The sequence below is a fragment of the Ensifer sesbaniae genome (assembly GCF_013283665.1).
In the GTDB taxonomy this organism is placed as follows: Bacteria; Pseudomonadota; Alphaproteobacteria; order Rhizobiales; family Rhizobiaceae; genus Ensifer; species Ensifer sesbaniae.
Map to the genome: position 1 here is coordinate 3,035,498 of NZ_JABEKU010000001.1, position 17,002 is coordinate 3,052,499.

At 63.1% G+C, this 17,002-nt stretch carries 14 protein-coding genes; 4 read left to right on the plus strand and 10 right to left on the minus strand.

The annotated features are described in order from the left end of the window. Positions 1–19: 19 nt before the first annotated feature. Both aac(6') and bglA read right to left on the minus strand, forming a co-directional pair. Complete coding sequence (aac(6'), locus tag BHMPCIPO_RS14785; protein ID WP_173517453.1) at positions 20–484, minus strand: aminoglycoside 6'-N-acetyltransferase; 465 nt, start codon at positions 482–484, stop codon at positions 20–22. After that, on the minus strand, positions 484–2,118 hold the full coding sequence (bglA, locus tag BHMPCIPO_RS14790; RefSeq protein WP_173517454.1) for a beta-galactosidase BglA: 1,635 nt from the start codon (positions 2,116–2,118) through the stop codon (positions 484–486). The genes aac(6') and bglA overlap by 1 nt, the downstream gene beginning before the upstream one ends. Positions 2,119–2,282: 164 nt before the next feature. Here bglA and BHMPCIPO_RS14795 point away from each other — a divergent pair, with 164 nt between their 5' ends. Then, the gene (locus tag BHMPCIPO_RS14795) at positions 2,283–3,200 is read left to right on the plus strand and encodes a sugar kinase (RefSeq protein ID WP_173517455.1); all 918 of its coding nucleotides are present in this window, start codon (positions 2,283–2,285) and stop codon (positions 3,198–3,200) included. A 136-nt stretch (positions 3,201–3,336) separates the two neighbouring features. Here the strand turns inward: BHMPCIPO_RS14795 and der are convergent, their stop codons facing one another. From der to BHMPCIPO_RS14810, 3 genes are all read right to left on the minus strand, one after another. Further along, complete coding sequence (der, locus tag BHMPCIPO_RS14800) at positions 3,337–4,770, minus strand: ribosome biogenesis GTPase Der (RefSeq protein WP_173517456.1); 1,434 nt, start codon at positions 4,768–4,770, stop codon at positions 3,337–3,339. A 282-nt stretch (positions 4,771–5,052) separates the two neighbouring features. After that, positions 5,053–5,721: a tetratricopeptide repeat protein gene (locus BHMPCIPO_RS14805; RefSeq protein ID WP_173517457.1), complete on the minus strand. Its 669-nt coding sequence runs from the start codon at positions 5,719–5,721 to the stop codon at positions 5,053–5,055. Positions 5,722–5,898: 177 nt separating this feature from the next. Further along, the gene (locus tag BHMPCIPO_RS14810) at positions 5,899–6,486 is read right to left on the minus strand and encodes an NnrU family protein (protein ID WP_173517458.1); all 588 of its coding nucleotides are present in this window, start codon (positions 6,484–6,486) and stop codon (positions 5,899–5,901) included. Between the two features lie 226 nt (positions 6,487–6,712). Here BHMPCIPO_RS14810 and BHMPCIPO_RS14815 point away from each other — a divergent pair, with 226 nt between their 5' ends. Further along, complete coding sequence (locus BHMPCIPO_RS14815) at positions 6,713–7,720, plus strand: polysaccharide deacetylase family protein (RefSeq protein WP_173517459.1); 1,008 nt, start codon at positions 6,713–6,715, stop codon at positions 7,718–7,720. Positions 7,721–7,824: 104 nt separating this feature from the next. Here BHMPCIPO_RS14815 and sbmA read toward each other — a convergent pair whose 3' ends face one another. The 5 genes from sbmA to glpK all read right to left on the minus strand — a co-directional run bounded on the left by sbmA (position 7,825) and on the right by glpK (position 14,382). Further along, positions 7,825–9,084, minus strand: coding sequence for a peptide antibiotic transporter SbmA (gene sbmA / locus BHMPCIPO_RS14820; protein ID WP_173518183.1), 1,260 nt, complete (start codon positions 9,082–9,084; stop codon positions 7,825–7,827). A gap of 207 nt (positions 9,085–9,291) precedes the next feature. Further along, positions 9,292–10,491 (minus strand): MFS transporter, encoded by a 1,200-nt coding sequence (locus tag BHMPCIPO_RS14825; RefSeq protein WP_173517460.1) that lies wholly within the window; start codon positions 10,489–10,491, stop codon positions 9,292–9,294. A 327-nt stretch (positions 10,492–10,818) separates the two neighbouring features. Continuing rightward, positions 10,819–11,568 (minus strand): type I methionyl aminopeptidase, encoded by a 750-nt coding sequence (gene map / locus BHMPCIPO_RS14830; RefSeq protein ID WP_173517461.1) that lies wholly within the window; start codon positions 11,566–11,568, stop codon positions 10,819–10,821. Positions 11,569–11,669: 101 nt separating this feature from the next. Beyond that, positions 11,670–12,725 (minus strand): LLM class flavin-dependent oxidoreductase, encoded by a 1,056-nt coding sequence (locus BHMPCIPO_RS14835; protein WP_173517462.1) that lies wholly within the window; start codon positions 12,723–12,725, stop codon positions 11,670–11,672. A 169-nt stretch (positions 12,726–12,894) separates the two neighbouring features. After that, positions 12,895–14,382, minus strand: coding sequence for a glycerol kinase GlpK (gene glpK, locus BHMPCIPO_RS14840; RefSeq protein WP_173517463.1), 1,488 nt, complete (start codon positions 14,380–14,382; stop codon positions 12,895–12,897). A gap of 260 nt (positions 14,383–14,642) precedes the next feature. Here glpK and BHMPCIPO_RS14845 point away from each other — a divergent pair, with 260 nt between their 5' ends. Both BHMPCIPO_RS14845 and xdhA read left to right on the plus strand, forming a co-directional pair. Then, complete coding sequence (locus BHMPCIPO_RS14845; RefSeq protein ID WP_173517464.1) at positions 14,643–15,419, plus strand: 3-hydroxybutyrate dehydrogenase; 777 nt, start codon at positions 14,643–14,645, stop codon at positions 15,417–15,419. 105 nt (positions 15,420–15,524) lie between these two features. Continuing rightward, complete coding sequence (gene xdhA / locus BHMPCIPO_RS14850; protein ID WP_173517465.1) at positions 15,525–17,000, plus strand: xanthine dehydrogenase small subunit; 1,476 nt, start codon at positions 15,525–15,527, stop codon at positions 16,998–17,000. The last annotated feature ends 2 nt before the right edge of the window (positions 17,001–17,002 follow it).

Consider the following 17,002-nt stretch of genomic DNA (forward strand, 5'->3'; position numbering starts at 1 on the left):
CCTCTGGCCGCTGGAGCGCTCAATTGTCCGCCGCGGCGGGCGCCAGCTCCTTGCGGAAATAGACGACCCGCTCCGTCTCTTCGAAGCCGAGCGCCATGTGCAGGCTCTGGCTCCTGAGATTGTCGGTCGCCGTGTCGGAGGCAAGCTCCTGGCATCCCTGGCTCGTCGCCCAGCGTTCCACCGCGGTGATCAGCGCACGCGCCACGCCACGGCGGCGATACCGAGGCAACACGTAAATCCCTTCGAGAAAGGCCACGGGCGAGGTTTGGCAGCCGTTGACATAGTCCCTGCGGATCGACGCCTCGGCAAAGCCCGCGGCGACCCCCGCCTCGTCCTCGCATAGGAACGACGCATAGCGATCGCGTTCGGCAAGGGAGGATTCGACCTCGGCGCGATGCTCCGCTTCCGGCGTATCTGGCCAGAGTGCCAGACGCATCTCGATCCAGCGGCCGATGGTTTCACCATCCATCAACAAGACGCGCATCAGAATTTCCCTGAGAAGGCCGACAATCCGGAGAGCTGAATGCTACCGGCTTCGAGGCGCGCCGGATATCCGGGCAAATCCAGGGGGTGCACCGGAGCGGGCGGCAGGAACACCTGCGGCTCGCGAGTGAGGTTGAAGACGAAGAGCAGGCGCTCGCCGTCCTTTTCGCGAACGAAGGCCAAGAGGTCGCTGTTCGTGTCGAGGAAACGCATCGCGCCATCACGCAATACCGGTTGTGCATTGCGGAAAGCGAGCGTCGCCCGGTAGTGGTCGAGGGTCGTATCCACGCCCGCGGCCATCGCGTCCACGGCCAAGCGGCGGTGTTCAGCCGGCACCGGCAGCCAGGGCTTGCCAGCGGAGAAGCCGGCATTGGCCGCAGCCTCTTCCCAGACCATCGGCGTGCGGCACCCGTCGCGGCCCTTGTAGGACGGCCAGAAGCGGATGCCATAGGGATCGCGCAGGTCCTCGAAGGCAAGCGCCGCCTCCGGAAGCCCCAGTTCTTCGCCCTGATAGAGACAGATCGACCCGCGCAGGCTGGAAAGCAGCGTGATCGCCAGCCGCGCCACCCTCTCCCGCTCGGCCTCGTTCCGGGCGAAGCGGCTGACATGGCGCGTCACGTCATGGTTGGAAAAGGCCCAGCAGACCCAGCCGTCGGTGACCACCTTCTGGAAATTCTCGACGCAGCGGCGGATATGCCGCGCTGTAAAGTCCGGACCGAGCAGATCGAAGGTGTAGCACATGTTGAGCTTGTCGCCGCCGCCGGTATAGGCGGCTACGGTCTTCAGCGAGCGGGCGCCATCACCGACTTCGCCGACGGTCATGCGCCCCTCGTAACGGTCGAGCAGCGCCCGGAAGCGCTGGAGGAAGGCGATGTTTTCGGGCTGGCTCTTGTCGTGGAGATGGTCCTGCATGCCGTAGGGGTTTACGTCAGGCGCATCGTTGCTGGTTGCGTCCGGATCGGGAACGAGCGGCGGGTTGTCCCTGAGATGCCGGTCGTGAAAATAGAAGTTGACGGTATCGAGGCGGAAGCCGTCGACGCCGCGATCGAGCCAGAAGCGGGCGGCATCGAGCACGGCATCCTGGACTGCGGGATTGTGGAAGTTGAGGTCTGGCTGCGAGCCGAGGAAGTTGTGCATGTAGTATTGCTTGCGCACCCCGTCCCATTCCCAGGCCGGCCCGCCGAAGATCGACAGCCAGTTGTTGGGCGCCGTGCCGTCCGGCTTCGGATCGGCCCAGACATACCAATCGGCCTTCGGATTCGTCCGGTCCGAGCGGCTTTCGATGAACCAGGGATGGCGATCGGACGTATGCGAGATAACCTGATCGATGATGACCTTGAGGCCGAGACGATGGGCCTCGCCAAGCATCTCGTCGAAATCGGCGAGCGTCCCGAACATCGGGTCGACGTCGCAATAGTCCGATACGTCGTAGCCCATGTCGGCCTGCGGTGAGGTGAAGAACGGCGACAGCCAGATCGCGTCGACGCCGAGCGAGGCGATATGCGCCAGCCGTCGGGTGACGCCCTTCAGATCGCCGATGCCGTCGTCGTCGGTATCCTGGAAGGAGCGCGGATAGACCTGGTAGATCACCGCGCCGCGCCACCAATCGTCACCCGATACCTGCCGAGACGTCATGAATGCCCCCTTGAAGACGGTCCGCCCGCAAAGGTGTAGCGTTGCTCGGCGGATCAGTAAACGCCGTCTTCCATCGTCACGTACGCCACCGGAAACAATCTCTTGCCGAGAGCGGCGGAGCCCCTTATCCCGTCTCAGGCGAAATCTTGCGAGGAGGAAAGCCGTTGGCCGGGAAGATGCTTGCGATCGGGGAGTGCATGGTCGAGCTCATGCAGGCGGAAGGCGGGCTGCTGCGCAAAGGCTATGCCGGCGACACCTTCAACGCCGCCTACTATGCGCGGCTGTTCATGCCCGCCGACTGGACCGTCGCCTATTGCTCCGCCGTGGGCACCGATACCGTCTCGGACGAGATGCTAGCCTTCATGGCGGAAAAAGGGATCGACACTTCTGCCGTGCGCCGGATCGAGAACCGTTCGGCCGGGCTCTACATGATCCACCTGAAGGACGGCGAGCGCAGCTTCTCCTACTGGCGCTCGCACTCGGCCGCCAAGCTGCTGGCCGACGATGCCGATCATCTGCGGCGCGCGATCGAGACCTCCGACCTCATCCTCTATTCCGGCATCACCCTGGCGATCCTTGCTCCCGATGCGGGGGAGACGCTGCTTTCGGAGCTGCGTCGCGCGAAAGCCGCCGGCAAGCTGGTGGTCTTCGACCCCAATATTCGCCCGCGGCTTTGGGACGACGCCGAACGCATGCGCCGGACGCTGACCGATGGCGCCCGCGCGGCAAGCCTCGTCATGCCGAGTTTCGACGACGAGGTCACCCATTTCGGCGACGCCTCGATCGAAGCGACGATCGCGCGTTACAAGGGCCTCGGCGCCGCCAATGTCGTCGTGAAAGATGGCGAGAAGGGCGTGACGCTCGCCTTCGGGGATGCCCCCCTCCAGCACGTGCCCGCAATGCCGGTCGAACATGTCGTCGACACGACCAGCGCCGGCGACAGTTTCAACGGTGCCTTCGTCGCCCGCCTGGTCGCCGGTGCTCAATCGGCCGAGGCCGCCGCCTTTGCAGCAAGCGTTGCCGCCGGTGTTATCGGCCATCATGGGGCGCTCGTCCCCAAGGAAAAGCTGCCTGTCGCTTGAGCGGCAGGATCGCTTTCAGCTTTGCTTTGGTCACGCAATTCCGGACGGAAAACCGCTTCGCACTTTTCCTGGAACTGCTTGCCTGTCTTCCGCAGTTCCGAACGGAAAACCGCTTCGCACTTTTCCTGGAACTGCTTTAACGCCGCTTTTTCGCCTTCGATTCGTAGGGGTTGTCACCCGAGCGGAAATGCATGCGGATCGGCACGCCCGGCAGGTCGAAATCGTTGCGCAGACCGTTGATCAGGTAGCGCACGTAAGATTCCGGCAGCGCGTCGGGGCGCGTGCAGGAGATCATGAAGCCCGGCGGGCGGGCCTTCACCTGCGTCATGTATTTGAGCTTCAGGCGGCGGCCGGACACGGCCGGTGGCGGATGCTGGATCTGCTGCGATTCCAGCCAGCGGTTGAGCCGCGCGGTGGAGATGCGGCGGTTCCAGGTCCTGTCCGTCTCGATGATCGCCTGCATCAGCCGATCGAGGCCATAGCCGGTGTGGCCGGAAATCGGCACGGCGCGGATGCCGCGTGCCTGCGGCAGCAGCCGCTCGGTCTTTTCACGAAGGTCGGCAAGCACCGCCTGCCAGTCCTCGACTAGGTCCCACTTGTTGAAGGCGAGCACTGCCGCCCTGCCCTCGCGCAGCACGAGATCGACGATCTGCAGATCCTGCTTTTCGAAAGGGATGGTCGCGTCGAAGACGATGACGACCGTTTCGGCAAAGCGGATCGCGCGCAGCGCATCGGCGACCGAGAGCTTTTCCAGCTTCTCCTGCACCTTGGCCTTGCGGCGCATGCCGGCCGTGTCGAACATCTTGATGGTGCGGCCGCGCCATTCCCATTCGACCGAAATGGAATCGCGGGTAATGCCGGCTTCCGGCCCGGTCAAAAGCCTGTCCTCGCCGAGGAAGCGGTTGATCAGCGTCGACTTGCCGGCATTCGGACGGCCGACGATCGCCACGCGCAAGGGCTTCGTCTCGTCATAGGCCGGCTCGGCCTCCTCGTCCTCGGCCCCCTCCCCGGCACCGGCTGGACGGATATCGACGTCGGTCTCCGCCACGTCTTCCCTGGGCGGGAAGGCTCTCTCTTCCCCGAGCGCGGCGACAATGGCGTCGCGCAGGTCGAGCATGCCTTCGCCATGCTCGGCCGAAATCGGGCAAGGATCGCCGAGGCCTAGCGTGAAAGCGTCGTAATATCCGCCGTCGGAGCCGCGCGCCTCGGACTTGTTGGCGACGACAATGACGGGCTTGCCACGACGGCGCAGCATCTCGGCCAATGTCTCGTCGGCCGGCGTCAAGCCGGCCTTGGCGTCGATCAGGAACAGCGTGAGATCGGCCTCGTCGATCGCGGCTTCCGTCTGCGCCCACATGCGCCCCTGCAGGCTGTCGGGCGGCGACTGTTCGAGCCCGGCGGTGTCGATGATGCGGAACTTGAGGTCGATCAGCTTGGCGTCGCCCGGCCGACGGTCGCGGGTAACGCCTGGCGTATCGTCGACAAGCGCCAGCTTCTTGCCGACCAGACGGTTGAACAAGGTGGACTTGCCGACATTGGGACGCCCGATGATGGCGACGGTGAAGCTCATGGATCTATCCGTTTCCGCTTGGAGCGCGGCAGCCGATTTGGGCGGGCCGCGCTCGTAATTTCGTTCTCCGCCGCATTGAGGCGGCGCCGGAGCGTTCCTCAGGGGAACCGCTCCGTCTGATTCCTCGTGCAATTCCAGGCGCAAAACCGCTGCGCACTTTTGCTGGAACTGCTTTAAATGCTTTAGCGCACAACCCCAAGATCGAGATCGATTTTGGGATCATGCGCTGATTCGAAAGGGTCGTGCACCCTGTGCCCGTCCACATGGCGGATGGGCGAAACGTCAGGCCTTGCCGCTGGCGGTGATCACGTCGAGCAGCATCTGGGCGCGGCCGGCGACGTTGCGCGGGCTCTGCTGATCGTCGACGATCTGCTGAAACCAGGTCTTTGCCTTGGCGTAATCACCGGCCTTGTAGGCCGCAAGCCCGAGCGCTTCGCGCGCCGAATGACGCATGTTGTTCTGCGGCGTCGCGAGTTGCTCGACTTCGGCCGAAACCTGGTCGTAGCTGCCGACGTCAACCAGCAGATAGGCGGCACGCAGCCGCGCCGCGTCCTGGATGGCCGCCGGTACGCTGCCGTCCCTGCCAATCGCCGAGAATGCCTTTACCGCCGCATCGGTGTCGCCCTTCTGGGCCTGAAGCGTCGCCGCGCGCAGGCGCGCCAGCACCGGATAGGCGCCGTAGCCGTCCTTCTCCAGCGCGTTCAAGGCAGCAAGCGCCTCGTCCGTCTTGTTTTCCTTGGCGAGATTGAGCGCCTGCAGGAAGGCGTCGCCCGACTTCGACGAGGCCCCCTCCTGCCAGTAGTCGAATCCGACCTTGCCGATGGTTCCGAGGACAATGAGCACGGCGATCCCGACGATGACACCGCCGAAACGCGCCCAGATATTCTTCATCTGGTCGGAACGCAGTTCCTCATTGACCTCGCGGATAAAGCTGTCGTCTTGGTTCGCCATCTACTGCCCCGGCCTTGCCTGCCCACTGATGCGCCATCCCGACCGTCATCGACGGGAACAGCGCACGATCTCAAACTGTTCGAGCACGCGCGATGCGTTCTTGCCCACGCACCGCGCTCTCATGGATTTTGCGCCTTCTACCCGATTTTGCGGCGCTTGTAAGGGGGCCGACGTGATTTAGCCCATCACCACCGGCGCGACGCCGATCAACCACTCGTGAAACTTCCAGGTAAACAGCACATAGCCGACGAGGCCGATGACGATTGCCAACACGTCGTTCGTCGATGACTTGAACACCGGCAGCACGCGCTCCCCTGCCCGCTCGCGGCGCTTCAGCGAGATGCGCAGGATCACGCCCCAGGCGAGAAACGAACCGAACAGCAGGACGGAAGATGTCTCGCCGTTGGCGAGCAGATGCGCGAAGGCCCAGAGCTTGATCGACAGGATCTGCGGATGCTTCAACGCCACCGCAATGCGGCCCGCCGGCAGGAAGCCTGCAGCCAGGGAGACAAATGCGAAAAGCATCAGCAGAAGCGCAATGTGGCGCAGGAACACCGGCGGATCGTAGAGCATGCCCGTTTCACTGCGGGCCTGGCCGAAGCCATAGATGATCAGACAGAGGCCGATGAGACTGAGGAGCGCATAAATCCCCATCCAGGTTCCCTTGCCGCGGCTCTCGATGACGCTAGCCCGCAAACCGGGCGCAACCACGCGGATGAGATGCATGCCGAGAAAGATGATGATGCCGAGAACGAGTATCGCCATGGGGCCACCGCTTTGTTCGAGATATCGGACCAAGACAGCGTCCGCGTGCCGGGCAGGCGCGCTTGAGTCGCTGTAGCTCTTTGATTTTTTATGCCATTCGCCCTTGGACCGATTCTGGCCCGGGTGGCTATGGAGTAGCCTTGATGGCGTCCTTTTTCCAGCCCGATCAAAGGATTGCCGCAATTTCGAACCATCTGCGACGAAAATTTCCTCGCTGCAGTTGATCATGATTCGTATATCTCTCGCCTTTTCCCTTGCCATGGTACCTGCGCTTGCGCGCTCCGAACCGGCGACGCCGGCCACCGTCCCCACCGCTGACCTGCAGCTCGTCATCGTCTCTTTCGACGGCGCCCATGACAATGCGCTTTGGGAAAAGAGCCTGGCGATGGCGAAGCACACCGGCGCGCATTTCACCTATTTTCTCTCCTGCACCTTCCTGATGACCAGGGCCGACGGCAAGGAGATCTATAGGCCGCCGGGCCAGAAGCCCGGCCGCTCGAATGTCGGCTTCGCCCAGAGCCGCGAGGAGATTGCGGTTCGCGCCGGTCATATCTGGCAGGCCCATCTCGATGGCCACGATATCGCCAGCCACGCCTGCGGCCATTTCGACGGCAAGGGCTGGAGCAAGGCCGACTGGCAGAGCGAATTCGCGACCTTCAACACTGCGCTCCGCGACGCCTGGAAGAAGGCGGAGAGGCCAGAGGCGGAGCCCGAGGGCTGGGCCGAGTTCGCCAAGGCCGACGTCAAGGGTTTCCGTGCTCCCTATCTCTCGCTGAGCGACGGTCTGCTGCCGGCCCTGAAGGAAACGGGCTTCACCTATGACGCCAGCCTGGTGACCAAGGGACCGGGCTGGCCGACGGCCAAGGACGGGTTGCCGCGCTTCGGCTTGCCGCTGATCCCCGAGGGACCGTCACAGCGCCCGGTCATCGGCATGGACTACAATCTCTTCGTCCGCCACTCCATGGGTATCGAGAACAAGAAGGACAGCGCGCGCTTCGAGGAGCGCACCTACGAGGCCTACAGGAAAGCCTTCGACCGCGAATATGGCGGCGACCGAATTCCCCTGCAGCTCGGCTTCCATTTCGTCGAGATGAACGGCGGCGCCTATTGGCGCGCCCTCGATCGTTTGCTGACGGAAGTCTGTGGAAAGTCCGACGTTGCCTGTGTCAGTTATGCCCAGGCCTTGCCGATGATCGAGCAGGCAAAAAAGAAGGCGGATCGCTCCGCCTTCTAACTTGGGACATATCGCTCACTCGGTTCCATAGCCTCAGCCGATATGCAGCGCGGGACTGAGCGCGCCGCGCGACTCGCTGTCACGCGACACGCTCCGAGCACGAGTCAGAGCGCCAACTCTTCCCTTCCGCCGGCCTCGATGAACTGCTGATCGATCTGCGGCAGCGGCTCCTCTTCGATTGCCGCTTCGAAGGCGCGCAGGCGCTTATAGATGGAAATCAGCTCGATGACGGTCGGCCAAGAATTGACGAGGTACTGGAACGAGCTCGTCACCTGCGAGAACGCACCCTGGATCTGCTGAAAAAGCCCATAGGTGATTGTCGCTCCCACAATTGCCGGAACCATCAGGAAAAGCGGAAAGATGTTATCCGTCTGCAGATAGAAATATCGCGCAACGTTGAAATACATATAATGAAAATAGAGGCGGAAATAGTTCTTCCGCACATTACTGAATAGTTCCGTGACGGTCGGGGGGAGCGCACGGTCCGGGTGATCTTCGCCGTAGACGAGTTCCTTGCGGTAAGCAGCCTCGACGCGCTGGTTGCGGAATTCGAGCCCCGGCAGCTTTACGCCGACCACGGCAAGCAGCACCGTGCCGAAAAGCGACCAGAAAATCGCCGCCAACACGAGGGGATAGGGCACGGCGCCGACGATCGGCAGTTCCTTGACGTTGGCCGAAAGTGCGTGCAGCACCGGCAAAAAGGCGATCAAAGTCATGAGCGAATCGATCAGCCGGACGCCCAACCCTTCGACGGTGGTTGCGAAGCGCATCGTATCTTCCTGGATACGCTGGGAGGCACCCTCGATATGGCGGACCTTTGACCACTTCGCATAGTAGTAGTCGTTCATCGCGTTTCGCCAGCGGAACAGGTAGTGGCTGGTGAAAAAGCTGATCAGCACCGCCGAAACGATATAAACGCTGGCCAGTTCGAAGAATATGAGCGCGTAACCGTATATTTCCGAGGCCTGTACCGTGTTCGGTGCTTTCAGCGCCTCGACGATCCTATCGAACGTAGGGCGGCGCCAGTTGTTGAGCGCAACACTGATGTCGACGGAGAAATAGACAGTAAAAACGATAAATGCCGATCCCCAGACGGACCATTTCCGCCACGGATTATCGGCGGCGTAAAACTGCCAGAACAGGCAGAACAGCGCCATGCTCGAAGTGAAATATATGTAGAACCAAACTGACGCCGTCGTGAAGAAATGCCCAAGACCGATGGGCGCCTCGCCTGCCAAGGGCGGCAGACCGAACACCGCTCCCATTTGCTCGCCGGCGGTGTACCAGAAGGCGACCAGAAATAGCGACCACAGAACAACGGAAGGGAAGAACAGCTTCGGCTTCGGAAAGAAGGATTCGAGCAAGGTACGGCACTTTCGTTTTTTTTTCACGATGGCTTGCAGCCACCATCGTGATCGACTGTTGTAGGTTGACGCGAGATACGCCCACCGATGCGCCGAAACTACGGCAAAGCGGCTTCGTCAACAATCCGGTAATACAAACCTTACTGTTATTTCATCATCGCGAACGCGAGCATCAGGCGACGGATTTTTGGCCGCCGTTGGCGCTGGTCAATACTTCAACGCCCCTGAAATCCGCTTCAGTTCGACAAGGATGACGCCGCTGCATAGGAAGAGGACGACGGCCGCAATCAAGGTCGGCGCGGCGAAGCTGCCGGTGCGCTCCGCAAGCCAGCCGGCAACCAGCGGGCCGATGATCTGGCCGATACCGAAGGCGGCGGTCATCAGGGCGAGCGCCTTGCGCGGGCTTTCCGGCGCGAGCCGTCGGCCGATCTGGAGGCCATAGGCGGTTATCATCATGAAGGTAGCCCCAAGCATCAGCCCGCCGGCAAGCGGCGCATAGGGCAAGGGCAGTCCAACCGTCAGCACCAGGCCTACTGCCTCGACCAAAAGGCCGACCGCGTAGACACCGGCCAGACCGAGCCGCGGGACGGCAAAGCGCCAGAGATGGACGGAGAGCGCTGCGGCAAGGCCGGTCAGCAGCCAGGCGAGAAACTCGATGCTGTGGCCGCCGCTGGGATCCCGCGCCATGGCGACAAGGAAGGTGGCGGTGATGACATAGCCGAAGCCGAACAGTGCATAGGTGAACGTCACCACCGTGAGCGGTCGTGTCCAGGCAAGCGGCTTCTCGCGCACCGTGCCCCCACCGGACGAAGGAACGCCGGGCAGCAGCGCTGCGACAAAAATGGTCCCGACCAGCCCAACGAGGGCACCGGTGAACCAATCGCCCATCGAAGTCGTCAAGTCAGCATGCCCCGCAAGCGGGTTTGCCCAGACGCAGAGCGAGGAAAATGCGATGCCGAGGCCGACGCCGCCAAAGTGGACGGCGGACACATGCTCCGACCGCGCAAGCAGGCCATGGCCAAGCACGATGCCGGAGATGAAGATCATGGCAAAGGCGCTGGCAAGGCCGGCTAGGAAGCGGATGAGCGCCAGCACGGCGACGGAGGACGAGAGCCCCATCGCCGCAAGCAGAGCTGTCGTGGCGATGAGCGCCGCCAGCCCGATCCGCCGCTCATGCCCATGCGCCCAGCCATAGGCAGCGAGAATGGCACCGGCCAGATAGCCGACGAAGTTGGCCGAGGCGATGAGGCCGGCGTCACCCGGTGAGAGGCCGAGATCGGCCATCATCGCCGGCAGGATCGGCGTGTAGGAGAAACGGCCAAAGCCCATGGCGACAGCCATGGCGATAGCGCCTGCAGTGGCCGTGGCGGAGATGCTGGTCTGGAGCGGTCTGTCGAGCGTGGTCATGCCCTTTTATTGCACTGCAACAAGGGCCCTCACAAATGACAATAATTGAAGGACCTATTGAAGAAATCGAACGATCGAACGACTTCAATGGGTTACAGGGACCGGCGCCCCCGAAACCTGCCCGCAACGCCGGACGGGAAACCGCACTTTTCCTGGCGTTGTCCTTGTAAGACGCAACGCCGGACGGAAAACCGCTTCGCACTTTTCCTGGCGTTGTCCTTGTAGACGCAACGCCGGACGGAAAACCGCTTCGCACTTTTCCTGGCGTTGCCCTTGTAAGACGCAACGCCGGACGGAAAACCGCTTCGCACTTTTCCTGGCGTTGCTTTAGCCGGGCAGCGTCACCACCAGCGGCCCGCCGCGCGTGACCACGACGGTGTGCTCGTATTGCACCGTCGGCGCACGCGGGTCGCTGTAGAGCGTCCAGTCGTCATTGCCGCCTTCGGCCCATTGCGCACCCATGGACAGGAAGGGCTCGACGGTGAAGACCATACCGTCGGTCATCCGGCGGCGCTCGCGCGGGTCCGGCCAGGTGGCGATCTCGGTCGGCTCTTCATGCAGCGAGCGGCCGATGCCGTGGCTGGCGAGATTGGTGACGAGCGAATAGCGGTTCTTGCGGGCGAAGTCGCCGATCGCGTTGCCGATGGCCGCCAGCGGCTGGTCGGGACGCACTTGTTTGAGGCCGACCCACATCGCCCGCTTGCCATCGCGGCAGAGCCTGTCGATGGCGACGCTGACCGGCGGCACCGGGAAGGAAGCGCCCGTGTCGGCGAAGATGCCATCCTTCTTGGCCGAGACGTCGATGTTGACGAGATCGCCCGCCTGGATCACCCGGCTGCCGGGAATGCCGTGGGCGATTTCCTCGTTAACGCTGATGCAGGTGGCGCCGGGGAAATTGTAGCAAAGCTCTGGCGCCGAGCGTGCGCCGGCCTCTTCCAGCACCTTGCGGCCGATCGCATCCAGTTCCGCCGTGGTGATGCCGGGCTCGAGCGCCTCGCCCATTGCCTGCAGCGCATTGGCGCAGATGCGGCCGATTTCCTTCAGCCGCAGCAGATCTTCTTCGTTGTTCAGGGTCATCCGTGTCTCGCTTTCGCGCCCACATGTAGCGTGTCGCCATACGTTACGCCAGCGCCGAACGGGACGGCCGGCAATCGAGTCCTGAAACCCCGCGTTGCAGGTCAGACGGCCGGCGCCGCCGCCTTCTCTTCCGCCATTGCCTGGCGCACCAGCGGTGCCACCTTGGTGCCGTAGAGTTCGATGCCGCGCATGATCTGGTCGTGCGGCATCGGTCCGATCGCCATCTGCAGCAGGAAGCGATCGTTGCGGAAGACTTTCCAGTTCTCGACGATCTTCGCCGCCACCGTCTCCGGATCGCCGAGGAAGAGGTTGCCGCTCGGGCCGCGCGCTTGGTCGAAATGCGCCCGGTTCGTCGGTCCCCAGCCGCGCTCGCGGCCGATGCGGTTCATCACTTCCGCCTGCGGCCCGTAGAACTGGTCGGCAGCCAGATCGGTCGTGTCGGCGATGAAGCCGTGCACGTTGATGCTGGTCTTCAGTTTGGCCGGATCCTGGCCGGCGCGGCGCGCGGCCTCGCGGTAGAGGTCGAAGAGTGGCGCGAAACGGCGCGGTTCGCCGCCGATGATCGCAAGCGCTACCGGCAGGCCGAGCGCGCCGGCGCGCGCCACCGATTGCGGCGTGCCGCCAACGGCGATCCAGAGCGGCAACGGGTCCTGCAGCGGCCGCGGGTAGACGCCGCGATCATGGATCGCCGGCCGCATCTCTCCCGACCACGTGACCTTCTCGCTGTCGCGCAGCGCGATCAGGAGATCGAGCTTCTCGGCAAAAAGCTGGTCGTAGTCGTCGAGCGACTGGCCGAAGAGTGGGAAGGATTCGATGAAGGACCCGCGCCCCGCCATGATCTCGGCGCGACCACTGGAGATCAGGTCCAGGGTCGAGAACTGCTGGAAGACGCGCACGGGATCGTCCGAACTCAGCACCGTGACGGCGCTGGTCAGCCGGATATTCCTCGTCTTGGCGGCGGCGGCAGCCAGAATGACAGATGGTACGGAGGCCGCATAATCAGGGCGATGATGTTCGCCGAGCCCGAAAACGTCGAGCCCGACCTGATCGGCGAGCTCGATTTCTTCGAGAAGGTTCTTGAGGCGGCGCTGCCCCTCTTTGCCCTTTTCTTCAGCAGTCGGATCGACATCCGCGAAAGTGTAAAGCCCGAGTTCCATGATGCCCGTCCTGTTTCTGTTGTGACAACAGATAGTTGCCGCGCGCAGGAGCAGCAAATGTTCATCCGGGAAACGCTGTGTTTCCCGGATGAACATGAATGGAGCCTGTGTCGGATGATTGGCGGAAGAACCGGATGTTACGGCTGAAAACCGCGTCTCGCCCGCGCTGTTAGTTCAGCGTGCGCTTCACGGCGTTGCGCCATCCCCTAAGCTTGGCTTTGCGCGTCTTCTCGTCCATGGCCGGCTCAAAGCGACGGTCGCGCGCCCAGGACTGGGCGAACGCTTCCTGTTTCGGCCAGACGCCGGCGCGGCCGCCGGCGAGCCAGGCGACGCCGAGCGCGGTCGTTTCGAGGATGACGGGGCGATCGACCGGTGCGTCGAGCAGATCGGACAACCGCTGCATCGTCCAGTCGGACGCAACCATGCCGCCATCGACGCGCAGCACCGTTTCCTTGCCGTTGCTGCGCCAGTCCTTGTGCATCGCCTCCAGCAGGTCGCGCGTCTGGTAGCAGACGGCCTCGAGCGCAGCGCGGGCAAACTCGGCCGGGCCGGTGTTTCGGGTCATGCCGAAGATCGCACCGCGCGCATCCGGATCCCAGTGCGGCGCGCCGAGACCGGTGAAGGCCGGGACCAGATAGACCTCCTGCGTCGGATCGGCGCTTTCAGCGAGCGTACCGGTATCGGGTGCGGCCTTGATGACCTTCAGACCGTCGCGCAGCCATTGCACGGCAGCACCGGCGACGAAGATCGAACCTTCCAGCGCATAGGTCGTCTCGCCGTCGAGCCGGTAGGCAATGGTGGTGAGCAGCCGGTTCTTCGAGCGCACCATGTCCTTGCCGGTGTTGAGCAGTGCGAAGCAACCGGTGCCATAGGTGGATTTCAGCATGCCCGGCTTGAAGCAGGCCTGGCCGATCGTCGCCGCCTGCTGGTCGCCGGCAACGCCGAGGATCGGAATAGCGGCGCCGAAGATCGCCGGATCGGTGACGCCGAAATCGGCAGCGCAGTCCTTGACCTCCGGCAGCATGGCGCGCGGCACTTCGAGGATCTTCAGCAGCTCGTCATCCCAGGCGTTCTCGGCGATATTGTAGAGAAGCGTGCGCGAAGCATTGGTGGCGTCGGTCGCGAAGGATTTGCCACCGGTCAGCCGCCAGATGAGGAAGGTGTCGATCGTGCCGAAGCAGAGCTCGCCCCTGGTCGCGCGCGCCTGCGCGCCCTCGACATTGGTCAGCAGCCAGTTGAGCTTGGTGCCGGAAAAATAGGGATCGAGCAACAGGCCGGTCTTCTTGGCGAAGGTCTTTTCAAGCCCCTGCTTCTTGAGCTTGTCGCAATAGGCGGCGGTGCGGCGGTCCTGCCAGACGATCGCATTGTGGATAGGGTTGCCGGTTTCGCGATCCCAGACGACGACGGTCTCGCGCTGGTTGGTGATGCCGATGCCCGAGAGGTCGCCAGCGGTTATACCTGCCTTGGCGATCGCTTCCTGGACCGTCGAAAGGACCGTCTGCCAGATTTCCTCGGGATCGTGCTCGACCCAGCCGGATTTCGGGAAGTGCTGCTTGAATTCCTTCTGCCCGGCACCGACGACCCGCTGCCGACCGTCGAAGATGATCGCACGGCTCGAGGTCGTACCCTGATCGATCGCGAGAATATATCCGCCCATATGCCCCTCCCCGGCCGCACCCAAATGTATTCGTCGCCCTTCCTCAAGGGCGGGACGTCATTTCGAAAACTTCAATACGATGGCAAAACGAATGTCAAACGAAAACAAAACGCAAACAATCCACTTCGCCAATCTTGCCACGAAGTCTGGGGGCCGAGGGCAAAAAACACAATTGTCAGCGCCGCGGTTTTACGCGTAGGCTGGCGCTGTTGCGCCGCAACAAAGGGCAGTCCGCGGCGCCGCAAAGGGAGAGAGCAGCAATGACGAAAACAGCGGTCATCACCGGTTCTACGAGCGGCATCGGGCTTGCGATCGCCAAGGCCTTCGCCAAGGGCGGCGCCAACATCGTGTTGAACGGCTTCGGCAGCCCCGATGAAATCAGACAAGCGACCGACGACGTCGGCGCACTGACGAGCGGGACAGTCGTCTATCATGGCGCCGACATGACGAAGCCGGCCGAGATCGCCGATCTGATCGCGACGGCCGCCGAGCGCTTCGGCAGCGTCGATATCCTCGTCAACAATGCCGGCATTCAATATGTGGAGAAAGTCGAGGATTTCCCGATCGAGCAATGGGACCGCATCATTGCGATCAACCTCTCCTCTTCCTTCCATACGATCCGCGCCGCCATTCCCGGCATGAAGGCGAAAGGCTGGGGCCGCATCATCAACATCGCCTCCGCCCATGGCCTCGTCGCCTCGCCGTTCAAGGCGGCCTATGTCGCGGCCAAGCACGGCGTCCTCGGCCTGACGAAGACCGTGGCGCTCGAAGTCGCGGAAAACGGCATCACCGTAAATTCGATCTGCCCCGGCTACGTGCTGACGCCGCTCGTCGAAAAGCAGATCCCGGATCAGGCGCGCACCCGCGGCATCACCGAGCAGCAGGTGATCAACGACGTGATGCTGAAGGGCCAGCCGACCAAGAAGTTCATCACCGTCGAACAGGTCGCCTCCCTCGCCGTCTATCTCGCCGGCGACGACGCGGCCCAGATCACCGGCACCCATGTTTCCATGGACGGCGGCTGGACGGCGCAATAGGCACGCCCCTGGAGCAGGCAAAAGTTTCTTCGGCCCTTTGCTTTTCTGCATAACCACCTAAAATCAAAGTGATTTCAGGTAATGCAGCCGCAGGGAATGAATGGCATGGCCCAGTCGAATGGAACGATCAGCTTCATCCTCAACGACCGCGAGGTCTCGCTTTCGGATATCGCGCCGACCACGACCCTGCTCGACTATTTGCGGCTCGAGCGCCGGCTGACCGGCACCAAGGAAGGCTGCGCCGAGGGTGACTGCGGCGCCTGCACCGTGCTGGTCGGGCGGCTCGCGGGCGATGCGCTCGTCTATGAAAGCGTCAACGCCTGCATCCGCTTCCTCGGCTCGCTGCAGGCGACGCATGTGGTCACGGTCGAGCATCTCGCCGGCAAGGACGGCACGCTGCATCCGGTGCAGCAGGCGATGGTCGATTTCCACGGCTCGCAATGCGGCTTCTGCACGCCCGGCTTCGTCATGTCGCTCTATGGCCTCTGGCTTGCGAACGACGACCCGAGCCGTTCCGATATCGAAAAGACGCTGCAAGGCAATCTCTGTCGCTGCACTGGCTACGAGCCGATCGTGCGCGCCGCGGAAGCGGCCGCGAAGGCGCGGCCCTCCGCCGTCTTCGATCCGATCACCAGGGAGCGCGAAGCAGTCACCGCGAGGCTCAAGGCGCTGATACCCGCCGAAACCATCACCATTCGCCAGGGCGAAAACTGTCTGATCGTGCCGGCGGACAGCGACGGCCTGGCCGCCGCACTCGCCGACAATCCGGGGGCAACGGTCGCTGCCGGCTGCACCGATGTCGGCCTCTGGGTGACCAAGCAGATGCGGCCGATCAACCCGGTCATCTTCATCAATGGCATCGCCGAACTGCAGCGCATCGAAGAGACCGAAGCCGGCCTGACGATCGGTGCCGGCGTCACCTATACCGCCGCCTTTTCGGCCCTCGCCAAGATCCATCCCGGCTTCGGCCCGTTGATCAACCGGATCGGCGGCGAGCAGGTGCGCAACATGGGCACGATCGGCGGCAACATCGCCAACGGCTCGCCGATCGGCGACAGCCCGCCGCCCTTGATCGTGCTCGATGCCACCGTGACGCTGCGCTCGACCAAGGGCCGGCGCACGCTGCCGCTCGAATTCTTCTTCATCGCCTATGGCAAGCAGGATCGCCAACCGGGCGAATTCGTCGAAAGCATTTTCGTGCCGCGCTTGCCGGCCGGGGATCTCTTTGCCGCCTACAAGGTCTCCAAGCGCCGGGACGAGGACATCTCCGCCCTGCTCGGCGCCTTCCGCCTATCGGTGGAAGATGGCGTTGTCCGCTCTGCCCGTGTCGCCTTCGGCGGCATGGCCGCCACGCCGAAGCGCGCCACGACCGTGGAATCGGCGCTGATCGGCAAGCCATGGACCGAGGAAACGATCCATGCGGCACAGCCGGCCTTCGAGACCGACTACCAGCCGCTCACCGACTGGCGTGCCACCAGCGACTATCGCATGCTGGCGGCGAAGAACCTGTTGATGCGCTTCTTCCTGGAAAGCGGCGGCGAGCCTGCGCAACTGGTGCGTTACGCCACGGGAGAGAGATAGCC